Annotated in this window: 17 protein-coding genes; 2 read left to right on the top strand and 15 right to left on the bottom strand. The window is 36.8% G+C overall.

All coding sequences use genetic code 11. From position 1 onward, the window contains the following. Positions 1-73 precede the first annotated feature (73 nt). From GS400_RS02985 to GS400_RS02960, 6 genes are all read right to left on the bottom strand, one after another. On the bottom strand, positions 74-598 hold the full coding sequence (locus GS400_RS02985; RefSeq protein ID WP_160098908.1) for a hypothetical protein: 525 nt from the start codon (positions 596-598) through the stop codon (positions 74-76). 1 nt (position 599) lies between these two features. Then, the gene (locus GS400_RS20425; protein ID WP_160098906.1) at positions 600-773 is read right to left on the bottom strand and encodes a VanZ family protein; all 174 of its coding nucleotides are present in this window, start codon (positions 771-773) and stop codon (positions 600-602) included. Further along, positions 719-1,246 (bottom strand): VanZ family protein, encoded by a 528-nt coding sequence (locus GS400_RS02975; protein ID WP_160098904.1) that lies wholly within the window; start codon positions 1,244-1,246, stop codon positions 719-721. The genes GS400_RS20425 and GS400_RS02975 overlap by 55 nt, the downstream gene beginning before the upstream one ends. An 80-nt stretch (positions 1,247-1,326) precedes the next feature. After that, positions 1,327-1,932 carry a TetR/AcrR family transcriptional regulator gene (locus tag GS400_RS02970; protein WP_236561227.1) on the bottom strand — a complete coding sequence of 202 codons (606 nt, stop codon included), beginning with the start codon at positions 1,930-1,932 and terminating at the stop codon, positions 1,327-1,329. Next, entirely contained in the window at positions 1,889-3,178 is a 1,290-nt protein-coding gene (locus GS400_RS02965; RefSeq protein WP_160098900.1) for an MFS transporter, read from the bottom strand. The genes GS400_RS02970 and GS400_RS02965 overlap by 44 nt, the downstream gene beginning before the upstream one ends. 164 nt (positions 3,179-3,342) lie before the next feature. Then, the gene (locus GS400_RS02960; protein ID WP_160098898.1) at positions 3,343-3,786 is read right to left on the bottom strand and encodes an SRPBCC family protein; all 444 of its coding nucleotides are present in this window, start codon (positions 3,784-3,786) and stop codon (positions 3,343-3,345) included. Positions 3,787-3,994: 208 nt separating this feature from the next. On the opposite strand from GS400_RS02960, the gene GS400_RS02955 reads away from it, so the two are divergent. Next, positions 3,995-5,629, top strand: a complete 1,635-nt coding sequence (locus GS400_RS02955) for an Ig-like domain-containing protein (RefSeq protein WP_160098896.1) — start codon at positions 3,995-3,997, stop codon at positions 5,627-5,629. Positions 5,630-5,685: 56 nt separating this feature from the next. Here GS400_RS02955 and GS400_RS02950 read toward each other — a convergent pair whose 3' ends face one another. From GS400_RS02950 to GS400_RS20005, 8 genes are all read right to left on the bottom strand, one after another. Then, the gene (locus tag GS400_RS02950; protein ID WP_160098894.1) at positions 5,686-6,555 is read right to left on the bottom strand and encodes a DNA-3-methyladenine glycosylase family protein; all 870 of its coding nucleotides are present in this window, start codon (positions 6,553-6,555) and stop codon (positions 5,686-5,688) included. A gap of 26 nt (positions 6,556-6,581) precedes the next feature. Next, entirely contained in the window at positions 6,582-7,364 is a 783-nt protein-coding gene (locus GS400_RS02945) for a nucleotidyltransferase domain-containing protein (RefSeq protein ID WP_160098891.1), read from the bottom strand. A gap of 215 nt (positions 7,365-7,579) precedes the next feature. Continuing rightward, complete coding sequence (gene pdaA, locus GS400_RS02940) at positions 7,580-8,335, bottom strand: delta-lactam-biosynthetic de-N-acetylase (RefSeq protein WP_236561107.1); 756 nt, start codon at positions 8,333-8,335, stop codon at positions 7,580-7,582. A gap of 144 nt (positions 8,336-8,479) precedes the next feature. Continuing rightward, a complete protein-coding gene (locus tag GS400_RS02935; RefSeq protein ID WP_160098887.1) occupies positions 8,480-9,814 on the bottom strand; it encodes a Na+/H+ antiporter family protein in 1,335 nt (444 codons plus the stop codon). Between the two features lie 142 nt (positions 9,815-9,956). After that, positions 9,957-10,127, bottom strand: coding sequence for a hypothetical protein (locus tag GS400_RS02930; RefSeq protein ID WP_160098885.1), 171 nt, complete (start codon positions 10,125-10,127; stop codon positions 9,957-9,959). A 59-nt stretch (positions 10,128-10,186) separates the two neighbouring features. Further along, positions 10,187-10,327 (bottom strand): hypothetical protein, encoded by a 141-nt coding sequence (locus GS400_RS02925; protein WP_160098883.1) that lies wholly within the window; start codon positions 10,325-10,327, stop codon positions 10,187-10,189. Next, positions 10,317-11,402 (bottom strand): AimR family lysis-lysogeny pheromone receptor, encoded by a 1,086-nt coding sequence (locus tag GS400_RS02920; protein ID WP_160098881.1) that lies wholly within the window; start codon positions 11,400-11,402, stop codon positions 10,317-10,319. The genes GS400_RS02925 and GS400_RS02920 overlap by 11 nt, the downstream gene beginning before the upstream one ends. A gap of 404 nt (positions 11,403-11,806) precedes the next feature. Then, entirely contained in the window at positions 11,807-11,956 is a 150-nt protein-coding gene (locus GS400_RS20005) for an SE1561 family protein (protein WP_201450132.1), read from the bottom strand. Between the two features lie 165 nt (positions 11,957-12,121). Here GS400_RS20005 and GS400_RS02915 point away from each other — a divergent pair, with 165 nt between their 5' ends. Then, positions 12,122-13,003 carry a mechanosensitive ion channel family protein gene (locus GS400_RS02915; RefSeq protein ID WP_160098879.1) on the top strand — a complete coding sequence of 294 codons (882 nt, stop codon included), beginning with the start codon at positions 12,122-12,124 and terminating at the stop codon, positions 13,001-13,003. A 12-nt stretch (positions 13,004-13,015) separates the two neighbouring features. On the opposite strand, the gene GS400_RS02910 is transcribed toward GS400_RS02915, so the two are convergent. After that, on the bottom strand, positions 13,016-13,819 hold the full coding sequence (locus GS400_RS02910) for a YfkD family protein (protein WP_236561106.1): 804 nt from the start codon (positions 13,817-13,819) through the stop codon (positions 13,016-13,018). Positions 13,820-13,842: the final 23 nt, after the last annotated feature.

Here is a 13,842-nt window from a genome sequence, read left to right as displayed (position 1 = left end):
TTCTCTTATTATCCGTAAGTTATTTTTGTAAAACACAAAAAATCTGCCTCCTGATTAGGGAGACAGACCCTCTTTATTGTTGATAATTTATCGAATACTCTTGCGGATCTTCAATAGAAGAGTCAAGTTGTTCAATTAGCAAGTAAGGAGATTCATCTGGGTGGTCAAATGTATATTCTTTTTCATTTTGTGCGAAAGTTACATTTGCACTTTTCCAGCTTGAATCATCTGTTCCGTATAAAATCCCATAGATCTTTTCATCTGTTTCAATTACACCGAACGCATGAGAGGTAGCACCAAAATCGGTTCTTCTATATTCCACCTCGCCCTCTTCCACTTCTTCGAATAATGAGTAGCCCAGCTTTTCACTTTCATTTTGATTAAGGTGATAGGTTGCTATAAACAATTCAGAATCACCTAATCTCTTAAAACGATCCATTTGGACGTTGTCCCCTACATTATTTTGTAGAAATGTCTGAATTGTTGACTCGTCAGCACTGACCCAATCTTTATCTTTATCGTTTGTAAAATAAGAAATGACTAAAACAATTGGTACAGCTATTACAAGTGTAAGAAATATTCGTTTTACTCGACTCATGCTAACTCCCCCTAGTCTGAACGGACTGTTGTTTTTCTTTTTTGAAAGAACTTATTTTTTGAGTGATAAAATATGCAGCTATCCCTAACAAACCGCCTAAAGTATTTAATAGAACATCATCTATATCTGTAGATCTACCGCCTGAAATAAAAATCGACTTGATAATTGTAAGCATTCAATACCCACTGTAAACAAAAACACGAATAGAAAAGCCTTCCATGCACTTTTTACAATACGTAAACGCAAAACAAAATAACCGAGAGGTGTTAACAGAAGCAGATTCCCTATAAACTGCTTCCAGTACACACCTGGAAGCTCAGTAATAGCATAAACATTCCCTAAAGTCTTAAAAGGGATTAAGTTTATTTGATGTAGTGATATGTTGAAATGAATATGCGTAAAATATTGATCAATATATAACCATGTGACCATGACATGTACAAATATCAAATAACAGAAAAACACACCCTCTAGAATGCTCTCCCATTTTTCTTCATTGTTTTCTTTCCTAAGTAGCCAAAAGAATAATAGAGTCACAATGGATAAATTAATGATTAAATCAAACCACTGTTGCCAATTATATTGTTCTATAATACCGACTCCTACAAAGAATAAAAGAACCGGTAAAAGCAGGATCCATCGCTTCATGTATTGGTCTCCTTATTTATACAACTCTCTAAATTTTATCAAAAAAACAAGGGACTGTCCCCTATATTAGAGAAAGTCCCTTACCCTTGTATTTGTAATACTTGCTTCAAATAAATTTTTAAATTGTCATTTTGCTCAACAATCTTTCCTGTATCAAAGCCTAACACCAGCTTATAAAGTACCATGCCATCAGTTAGGTTAATCGTAAACATCACGATCGACTCTAGATCTGTCATAGGCTTAAATTCTCCACGATCCACACCAGCTTGGAGGAATTCTGTAAAAGCTGCCTTATTTCGCTTCAATCTTTCTTGGATATACGGAGATCGATCTGTCTCACGCGAGCTCATAACAAAATATTCAAATGCCACTGCAGCAAAACCTAGATTCGGATTCTTCATTGCTTCAACACGCTCATCCAAATAAGTCTCTAGTGCATCCCACGCTGTTTTATGTTCGTTGAGAAGTCTCTCAAAATAATCTTTAATATTCTGGTCGTTCTGATCGTTAATCGCACGAAACACCTGTTCAGTAGAAGAAAAATATTGATAAACACCACCCCTACTCATATCGGAAGCAGCTACAATATCAGACATTGTTGTCGCTGCATATCCTTTTTCTTCAAACACTTTCTTCGCTGTATCAATTAGCTGCTGACGGCGCTTCACCTTGTATTCGTTCGTCACTTTCGGCAAGTGGATCCCTACTTTCTAAAAGCTTCTTAACTCCAAATGTAGATAATCCCACAACCAATAATAATGCTCCTGATATGATAAATGTGACCGTAACCCCTAAAAGTTGAGACAAGACGCCACCCAGTAGCATTCCTATAATGGTTGCAAGCATTGTCATACTATTAATCGTTCCGAAAACCCTTCCACTGTATTGTACAGGAGTGGCTTTTTGAACACCAACATTAAACGGTACAATGATAGAACCCAATCCAGCTCCTACCATAAAAAATAAAGTCGGAAAAGCAAGATTAATGACCCACATTGGTAATCCAATTAGAAAAGGAGTAATAGCTATAGATACACCAACCAAAGACAATCCCAAGGCTAAAACAAATGTAAGTGAAGGAGGTTGTTTCTTACTCCATATTGCTGACATAATGAAAACCCCAGCACCACTCGCTGCCATCGCATAACCTGCTACATCCACTGGATCCCCTTCAATTAACCTAAGCAAAATCATGATTTGACTATCTGCGATTTGAATGGCAAGCATGGCTAAACTTAAGATGAACAACCCATAAAACAAAACAGGTAACCCTTTTAAAACATTTAATCCACCATTCATACGTTGGAGCATCGTTTCTTTTTCACCTTCATGCTGTTCTGTTTCATCCTTTTCATATAGACTTTTCGGCACACCTATTAAGAGGAGAGCTGAAAGAATGAACGTGAAAGAGTCAATGTAGAACGCAGTTGTAACTCCGATCGATGATACGAGCACACCACTCAGCATAGGACCTACAATTTTTGAACCATTGTTGATCATGGCACTAATCCCCATCGCCTGCTGCATGTGATCATCGGATACAATCTCTTTTAACTTCCCATTTTTAGCAGGAACAAAAAGTGCTCCGAACATCCCTTTCAAAATAAGCAATACGTATATATGCCATAAGGATGTAGCAAACACGAACCCAATCACAACGATTGCTCGAATAATATCTGACAATATCATTAGTTTTTTACGATCGAATTTATCAGCATAAACCCCAGCAATTGGACCAAATAAAATCATTGGAACAGCAATACAAAGCATGACTCCTGACATTTCCATAGGGGATGCGTTCCACTTAAAAGCGACCAAAGCCATTAGAGCTAGCATATCCAACCAATCCCCTAAGTTTGAGACAATTTGTGACGCTATAAGATATAGATAAGGCTTATTTCTAAACAACCCTTCCTTCACTTCTTCTTCCATATTAAACTCCTCCTCTATAATAAATGACACTAACGTCGTTAACCGACAACCTTGTCATTTATTATAAACGACACTGATGTCACTTTCAAGTGGAAACAAGCCTTATTTTGAAATTTTTTCTTTAAATATAAAAAAACGCTTGGTTTCCCAAGCGTTTTCAGGGTTTAAGCATTTGATTGTTCAATTGCTTTTTTCATATATTGCAGGTGATCTCCATCTTCCTTTTTCATAATTCGTTTAAATACCGGTTTGACTAGCTTCATTTTTAATGTTGAAGCGTTGATCTCACATTCAAAGCGAATCTTAGTTTCTCCGTCTCTTTCTGTAAACGTGTAATGATATATGGTTGTTAGACCTTCCAGTGAACTTTTTACAGAATACTTTTCATTTGGCTTATACTCTACAACCTCAATGACAGATGAGGCTTCTTTTCCTCTAATTTCACGTGTTTCCCTGTATTGAGTGCCAACTCCTACAGGACCTTCTGTAAGTTTCTCTATTTTTACTACATTGGGCATTACATCTGTAGAATGATCCATATTTGCAGCGAATGTAAAAACTTCATCTTTAGGTTTTGCGATTGTGACTTCATCTGAAAATGCTGGCATGTAAATTCCTCCTCCAAGTTGGTGTCTATGCGGTAGGTCCCCTTCTCAGACATCCACTCTCTCCTTATATATTCTTGATGTACCCGTCTTTTCCTTTAAATCAATTCCCTTTAAAGCTATTTCTTGTAATGAGTAGTTTCATAGATTTATAATTAAAGGAGGAAAAATATAGAAAACTCCGAACTTATTACAGAGGAGGTTACATAACATGAAATGGGCAAAGAGTCTGATTCTTACCCTGGTGATCATGACTTTTGGTTTTGCTGGAAATGTTGATGCAGCTGAAGGAGATTATGAAGAGCTATCATGGGAGAAAAAGCACGAATTATTAACGAACATTGCCATTGAATACAATATTCCACCTGAGATATTGAAAGCAATTGCAACGGTAGAAAGTGATATGATGCAATTTAAGGATGGGGAAATCAGAGTAAGTGATGATGGTGGTATCGGGATGATGCAAATCACAAATTCAGACTTTGATTTTGATGAGGAGAAGCTGAAAACAGATACAGCCTATAATATTGAGGCTGGAGCTAAGATTTTAGATGCTAAGTGGAAGTTGATGGATTCAGGGAACCTTCCTGAAATTAACGGAGCAAACAACCGTCATATTATTGAACAATGGTATTTTCCGATTATGGCTTACAATGGGGTATCTAACAGAAACAATCCAGATAACGAAGACATTGATATAACTTATCAGAAAAAAGTATTTAATATCATTGAAAATAAGAGTTTTGTAGATATAGCCGAAACGCCTGATAAATTTGGGTTCGGGTTAGAAAACGGTGACTTAAAATTTAACGATCTTGAATACAAGTGGGAAGAGGCAGATGCGTACACAACGCAAATGTTTGAAAAAGGCGATAAAGTCTTTGTCATGAACAATGTCGACCTTAATGTAAATGATCTTGATTATGGAAATTTACGCTCTCAATTAGATTTCTCTAGCGCTGTCACAATGCGTGTTCCTTACTACACAGAATTAGAAATCACTGGTGGCCCTTATTTCGAAAACAGTACATTCGACAATCAATTCATCACTTATAAGGTTGAGGGTAGTAACATCAGTGGTTATATGTCTTCTTCTAACCTCCATCCAATGGACAGTTTACAAGGAGAAATCAATTGGGAGGAAGCCCAAAACAATGTAGCCATTGATAAAACGTGGGAAGTTGAGATGAGTACTCAAATTGATCCTGCATCTGTTAATGAACGTAATGTCTACATGGTTCGAGAAGATGGCGTTGGTATTCGATCTGATGTTTCCTTAACTGAGGACGGTAAACATATTTTAGTTGAACCACAGTATGACTACATGCCGGGCCAGAAATATACGCTACACATTAAAGATTTAATATCTGAACAACTAGGTAATAAAATGAAGAAAACAACTGCAATGAATTTTGAGGTAGAACAAGCTTACACAGATCAACTGGAAGAAGACCAAGTTAACTTTAAAGCTTCTTTAAACCAAAAAACGTTCTCTGAAGATGATCGTATTCGTGTAACAGCAACGATTGAAAACAATGGAGATGAAGCATATATCCACCAAGGTTCTTCCACTTGTGATGATGAAATCTTTTTCTTCATTCAACAAGATGGAGAAAGAGCGCAATTTGTAGGAACAGGAGATGTTGCACCAAGAGATTGTACAACGGATATGGTGAACATTGAGCTAGAAGCAGGAGAAAAACGAACTGCTTATGCAACATTTGATTTGGAAACCGAAGAAATCGGCACACTTGATCCAACGACTGAAGCAGCAAAAAGCGGTGAGTACACGTTAATTGCTCGTTATGGAGATAAATTAATCGAGATGCCGTTTGTCGTTAAATAATTTCATGTAAAAAGACGCTTGGTCCTTGCCAAGCGTCTTTTTTATACTGTATTCATTTATCCTTCTATACTTCTCCACAACGTAAGTGAGGCATAACTTCGATAAGGCTCCCACCCCTGACTCATTTCAGTTATTTCTGGGATAGAAGGTTTGGAATCTCGTTCAAAGTAAAATTTTAAAGCATTTTGAATACCAATATCGGCTTTAGGAAGTAAATCCGCTCGTCCAACTCCAAATAGCAGCCAATTTTCAACGGTCCACGGACCAAGGCCACGAACTTTTGTTAAGCGCTTCATGACCTCTTCATCATCCTTCTCGGCTAACTCCTCTAAATCCAACTCACCATCTACAATCAACTTAGACGTATCAATAACATATTCTGCTTTTCGTTGGCTAAATTGCAATTCACGGAGTTCAGTATAATCAATTTCCGCAACTCGCTCAGGGGTTGGATAGAACCACACGCCATCAATCTGCTCCCCATATTGTTGAACAAATCGTGTACTAAGCGTAAAAGCAAACTTCATGTTCAACTGCTGATGAATAATCGTCTTCATTAAACAATCATAGAGATGAAAGTCTTTTACAATGGGTGTGCCAGGATGAGCATTGAAAAGCTGATCTAAATTTGTATCAAGAAAGTGCTCATGAATCTTCTCTAAATCACGATCCCATTGAAATAAGTTATGAATGTGAGCTAGTAGTTCTTCTTTTCGATCTATGGATTCACTATAGATTCGAAACTTAGGTTCACTCGTTGTTCCGTGAGCTTCCACTCGAACCACATGACGCTCATTCCCCAATGTAACAGGAATGTCTACCCATCGCTCATCTCTATTCAATTTACATAAAGGGTCTAGACTGAATCGAAGCAGTGTATAATCAAAATCATAAAAGCTCTCAGCTGTTACGTCTTCTTTCCACATAATCTCTCCTCCACTTCAACATCTTATTACTTAGTTGCTGCAAAATAAGGTTCGCAAGCCGAACGAATATAATCTGTGAAATTCACGACTGTTTGAGCACGCATTAGCGTTGAAGAGAATAAAGACTCTTCCTCATTATCAAATCGTATTCTTAAGGCTTCATCTAAAACAGGATACCAATCTTCACTGACCCAATCCTTTGCTTCTTGCATCGCTTTAGTTTTCGGAATGATCTCACCTTTTTTCATGGTGCATAAAATACGGGCATTTGTTTCAACACAAGATAAAACCCAGTCATCCTCTAAAAATTGCTGGAGCTTTTTCTCTTTCCAATAGTGTTCAATATTGTAGCGCATCGCTTTTTGAACATCGCTCCACTCCAGATGTAGAGGAAGCTCTTCTACAGGTGTTCCTTTTACCGTAATTCCATGGTGCTTCATAATCCACCACGTTACAGCATTGATATCCCAATGTCCTTCTTCAAGGTTCCCATCTGAAATATATAAATAAGGATCCAGTTCATAGTTTGACTTTCCGAGGTTTTCCTCTTTTATATAAACACCATCAAAACGGTTACCATAAGGGTGCTGACGCAGGTTTTCATGAACATCTTCTAAGGTTTTTACTTCATCCTCTTGAATAGGACGGTTGAGTACTACCACAAAGTCAATGTCACTTCTTTCATCTTCAAATGAACCCAATGCAATCGAGCCATATAAATAAACACCTTTAATCAAATCATTAGGCAATTGATCTAATTCTGATGAGAATTTATCCATTAAAGGTTTTAAGTTTTCTGGGATCATCATTGCACCTCCGCATTATTCTACTTGTACGTAAGGTTATATGAAATAGAAGCCATTGTAAACGAATGTCCCTTGAGGTAGAACAAAAGCGTATGCGCCTGATTAGCAATGAAGGGACTGGACTCGGCCCCGACCTCTTTAAAAAGTTATACACTAGCCACCAAATTTTATAATTTTCTAGTGCATTAAAAAACTAGAGCCTTCAATAATGAAGAGCTCTAGTTCATGAAATCTGCCATAGGATCTGGTAGTATCTGTTTCAACACCAAGTCGTCCAGACTTTTAAATGTGTAACCCTGTTTTTGTAAGTCCTCTATGATACGTTCCAATGCTTTAGCGTTATCTTCAGAAACAGTATGCAACAACATGACAGCACCAGGATGGATCTGTTTCATCACACTATCGTAAGCGTACTTCCAACCTTTTTGACCATTTGTATGCCAATCCACGAAAGCTAGTGACCAAAACATATTAATATATCCTAACTCTTCAGATATTGCCAAACTTCTTTCACTAAATGTCCCGCGTGGAGGGCGTAAATATTTCATCGAATCCTGATCGGTAATATTTGCTACAGCCTGTTCAACCTTTACTAGCTCATTTTTAATGCGATCTTTACTCATTTTCGAGAAATCAGGATGACTCCATGAGTGATTACCAACAATATGTCCTTCATTTACCATACGCTGAACAAGCCCTTCAGCACTCTTTATATAATGACCCGTTACAAAAAAAGTGGCTGGTACTTCCTTCTCTTTCAGAACATCTAATATATCATCTGTGTATCCCTGTTCGTAGCCGTTATCAAATGTTAGATAAAGAACCTTCTCTCCTGATGGATCGATATGGTATCCCCCATACTTTTTCAAAAGGTCTCCATAAAATCCAGTTTTGGGTGGCTTATGATTTCTACTCTTTTCATATCCCCATCCGTAACTATTATCTCCGTACGCATGCATATTAGAAAAAGGCATAAAACTAAGGAGGATGGCAACTAATATTACATGTAATAACCTCATCGAGTTCACCCACTTTTTTATTTAGTGTTCGATTCGATAAGGATTTTATGCATTTAAAAAGCCTGTTCTCTCCAAGGAGAAAACAGGCTTTTACTTCATTTACAGGATAACAGCTGCTAACCAGCCGAATAAGAATAATGGGATGTTGTAGTGTAGAAACGTAGGTACACAAGTATCCCAGATGTGATTGTGTTTTCCGTCTGCATTTAATCCTGATGTAGGACCAAGTGTACTATCAGAAGCTGGTGAACCAGCATCACCTAGTGCACCCGCTGTACCAATTAATGCCGCAGTTGCTAATGGTGAAAAGCCTACTGCCGTACAAATTGGCACATATAGAGCTGCAAGGATAGGAACCGTAGCAAACGAAGATCCGATCCCCATTGTAATAACTAAACCAACTACTAATAGGACGAAGGAGATAATAATTTGGTTATCACCTAATGCTCCGGATGTTTGATTGACTAACGCTTCAACGGAACCAGTCGATTGAAGAACATTTGCATAACCAGAAGCTACAAGCATAACAAAAGCAATGGTTCCCATCATACCAATACCTTGTGACATGATTGAGTTTCCTTTATTAAGCGGAACAACATTCATCATTCTTGTTAAGCCTTGGAATAGATACATAAATACAAGTCCTGTTAGTGCTCCTAAAATCATGCTTCCATAATATAATTGTGCAATGAGTGCAAAAACAATAGCTACTAGAGTTAATACGTGGCGAAGACCAAATTTCTCTCCACTAAGATCTTCTTCCGCCTCTTCTTGAGCCTCTTCTGCTTGGTCAACCGTACGCTCACGGGATTTACGATAAGTAAAGAATACCGCAATGAGTAGACCAAGAATCATTCCTGATCCAGGAAGTAGTAAAGATTGTGCTATTCCACCAAGTGAAACATCAGCACCATTTTGTTTCATAGCATCTTGAATAGTCTGGTGGAAGATTAATCCAAAACCAGCTGGAATCATAACATATGGAGCTTTTAAGCCAAATGTTAATGCTGACGCAACACCACGTCGGTCAATCTTCATCTCATCAAATAGTTTTAATAATGGTGGAATTAAAATAGGAATAAATGCAATATGCACCGGAACTACGTTTTGAGATAAAGATGCGACTCCAGCAATAACAAGAAGCAGCGTAGCACGCTTCCCTCTCAATACAGAAATTAAGTTACGAACTAATATCTTTGTGATTCCGGAATAGGAAATTGTTACGGCAAATGCTCCAAGCAAAATATAACTTAATGCTGTTTTTGCTTGACCTCCCATTCCTTCTACTAACGCTTTAACTGACTCTGTAATGGATAAGTCAGCCATCAAACCTCCTGTTAATGCAGCTGCAATAATGGCAAAAATCACATTAACACGAAGCAAGCTTAAAATTGTCATAACCAATACGGATACGACAACAGCCCATGCAAGCATATATTGTACCTCCTCTGAATCTATAAACACATAGTATTTTATTGCGTTATCTCTCTAACGATTTAATATAATAAAGCACGGAAACAAAAAAATCAACCCACAATCTTTAAAAAAGTGGGAGGTTAAAAACTGCCGTCATTGGTTAACTTACCCAAATAATGATAAAAGCTAGTGATATTGATGATGCTGCCAGAGCAACTTTCTCTGTAAAGGTAAGAGGTGTCTTTGCTCGAACTTTATAGTAAAACCTCATGAGCATAAACATAAACCAGAAACCAATGACTGGTGATAATATGTAGATCCATTCGTTCAAAGAATCACTTCCTATCTTGAAAAATAAAAAAGGACAGATTAACCTGCCCCTTTCTAATGTTAACCAACCCCACCAACAGTAGGGTCATACATCATTTGTATAGAATCATCACTGCTCTTAGCCGTTACTTCTGCAATATTTTCAGTAAGATCAGAAGTAAAAGAAATTGTAATAGTTAATAATACTGCACTAATTAGCATGGTAATTTTTTTCATTTTCATTCCACCCCCTTTTTTTTAATTCTAAATAAGGTAACCTTGCAAAAAACTGATCATTTCGCTCATTTAAAAATCTTTTATAAGAGCTTAATAGTAAACTTATGTCATTAGCTGCTAACCCATAATAATAATCTTGAAAAGGAGTTCGTTTTTCTATATCTTTAAGTAGCTTTATAGCTTTTTCATTATCACCTGCAGCAATAGCTAAATGAGCTTGTTCAGCTATATCATTTGTAGAAATCCCTTGGTACTTTCCATTAATTGCTGATATAAAAGGAATCACATTATTATCAATAGCTTTTACGTAATAATCTAAATCATAATCTAAAGCAATTTCTCTAGCGCAGTTCACATGTTCTAATGCTAGATCAAAATCTTCAAAGATATAAGTTTCACTCAAGTGAATATGCATAAAGCATTTTTTCTCTTGATTAAATATATTATCAATAATATTGTGAGCATAATTTCTAGCTATATCTACTTCATTCCTCATCCAGTGAAAGAGGAATAAAAGTTCATTCTCTCTCAATTGAAAATAAATTCTAAGAAGGGTGTCATCAATATTTAGAAGTAATGACGTTAACTCTTCCCTATAATTTTCTATTACATCGAACTCACACAAATCTATATGTCCATATATCTTTATAAAAATAAGTAAACATCGTAAAATCTCATCATCGGTTTCGTAATTATCAACAAAAGATAATACTTCACCTCTATATTGCGCCATTATTTTCCTATGAAGAATGAAGTCGTAAACTTCTCCCCAAGCCACATTATTCTGATTACTTGAGTCCTTATTTATATTTACAAGAGTTTTTAATTCTTCCCTAAACCCATTCATATACAAAAACTCCATACCCACGCGCTGATTCTCGTAAGTCTGGCAATTTAAGCAAAATTCCTTTGTAAGGAAGATCGTCGTTTTTTCATCATATTTCTTCGATAATTCCTGTAGTACTGAAAACAGAGAGGGTTCGTTTTCCCCTATCATGTCTTGAACCGTTTTCAGTTGCTCAGAAGAAAAAACCTGTGTGCTGTTTTCTTCATTTCGCATAGTTTTGGTCCCCTTATATGTATAAGATTAGTTTTCAAGCAGCTTTATTTAAGACGTTAAGCCCATTTACAATAAACTACCTATACGGGTAATTACTCATAGTTGCGAAAACGTCAATGCCTCTGAAATCCTATCTTAGTATTTATATTAATATAAAATAGGATATTTCGCTATCCAAAATATTATAAATTGCTCAAAATATATCATTTATACCAAAAAAGAACTAACTTTACATCAGTATAAGTAGGCCTTTATACTTATGAGAGTTTAAATGAATTTAATAAGATTTTAAAGCTATATTTATTTAAGCGTTTACACTTAGCATTATACTTGTTTCTTCATAATAGTTGAAGTAAGAAGGTATAAAAATAAGCCAGTTCGAAATCGAACTGGCTTATCAACACTTATTTACACTGTTCTTCAAGTTCTTCTAACATAGAAATAAGCTTATCAACATCTTCAACGGAGGTCGTCTCTGGATCCATTTCGTCGATACGGCTCATGAATGTAGAAAGACGTAATTTTAACTCTTCAATTTTTGTTTCGTTATTCATGATAGACTCCTTTATCTATTAATAAAATTCGTTTGTGAGTAACTCTGCCTTCTATATCGTAGTAAAAATCCCTTCATTTGTCTAACCCACCTAGTCACGTTTATAGAGCATTTTTTTCGCCCATGCTATAATGAGTTACACGTGACAGCGTTAGGAGGTTTAATGATGTTCAATTTAGATGAGGCTGCTTGGGATGATACAATAACCGATTTTTTGAGTAACGGTTTTGTCCAATTCTTTGGTGTAGTCATTCTAACGTATCTTGCTATCTTTATTATCAAGCGCTCGGTTCGTTCCTTCTTCAGTAAGACTTCATTTATCGAAGAACGAAAAGAGAAAACGCTTGAGTCGATGATCAGTTCCACGATTAATTATACCGCTACAATCGGATTAATTATCTTCGCACTGACCCTCCTCGGTTTAGAAGTTGGATCTGTTTTAGCTGGTGCAGGTGTTTTGGGAATCATCTTGGGTTTTGGTGCACAAAGTATCATTAAGGATTTGCTAGCAGGCATTTTCTTTTTATACGAAAAGCAGTTACATAAAGGTGACTTCATTGCCATTAATGATAAGTTTTTTGGAACGGTCGAAGATATTGGACTCCGTTTTTTAAAGCTTCGTGAATGGAGTGGTAAGCTACTTACTATTAGCAATGGACAAGTGAATTCCATTGAAAACTATAACATTGACCATATGCGTGTTATTGAAAAGGTTACAGTCAGCTTTCAAGAAGATCCTAAAAAAATCTATAAACTCTTAGAAGAAACATGCGAGCAGTTAAATGATGAACTTGCCCATTACTTAAAAACAGACCCTGCCGATCAGCCAATCCAGCCATTTCAACTTTATGGCATGACATCCCTTAATAGTGACCACCGTGGTTATGAGTACACAGTGCTTGGATTAACAGAGGATCTGGTTTATTGGACAGCTTCAAAAGAAACACGCAGAATCATAGCCGAAAAGATGTTTGATCATAATATTCAAATGTCTTTGCAGCATATTGAACTACCACAATCACAATCCGCTACTCCCCAAGAGGAGTAAGTGGATTTTTCTTTATTGTGCCCGGAATGTAATCGAAAGTCGGTCCTGTACGGGAATCCATGCTCCTACATCTTTCGTTTCCACATTTTGAATAACGATCTTCGTTTTAGACCCCTTCAGCTTAAGATAAACTTCCCCAAATGTAACCTTTCCCTGTTCATGCACTGCTGGGGCATAGGCTTCTAATATCCCTACCTTTTTACTGGGAACCCCATAAGAGAGGTTCATATCTGTTCCTTCTCCAATAACAGTGTCAAAAGCTAAAGGTAGTTCTGCTCGTTTCTGTGCTTCGAATAACATCATTTCTTTAATTTGATTTGGATAATCTACCTTCTCTGTTAAGGCACCTCTTACTGCTCGCTCTTTTTCTTGACTATAGTGAATGTTTTTAGATTCATAACCATCCTGATTATCTTTTTGGTTCGTATTGATCTTTTGATACTGCCAATTGATACTTTGCTCTTTTGTTTCATAATTCAATGGCCATTCCCCCATATAGATCATGCCTCGATACCCTATTGCAAGAGGAGATGGCTGTAAATCTGTTTCGTTCAACATTTTGATAAGTTGCGGATTATTGATTTGTACTTTTGCATCTTCTAAAAGTTCTTTGGTCAGTTCATTCGGTTTAACCTGTTCCTTCATAGATGGTGTGTTTGGATAGGTGTTTTCCTTCGAGATATCTAAGACGGAACTTAAAAAGTTGCGCACCTCTTCTCGCTTAGTCTCTTCACTCTCTGCATGAATCATTTCGGTTTGGAAAAGCGATAGACAAAGAATAAAAGTAATAGCTCCCCGCTTCATCAATACGTTCATGTGAACTCCATCCCTTCTAACGT

Origin of the sequence: Pontibacillus sp. HMF3514 (genome assembly GCF_009858175.1) — a bacterium.
Classification (GTDB): domain Bacteria; phylum Bacillota; class Bacilli; order Bacillales; family BH030062; genus Pontibacillus.
The sequence above is the reverse complement of the archived record's forward strand: the minus strand, read 5'-3'. Positions and strand labels throughout refer to the sequence as shown.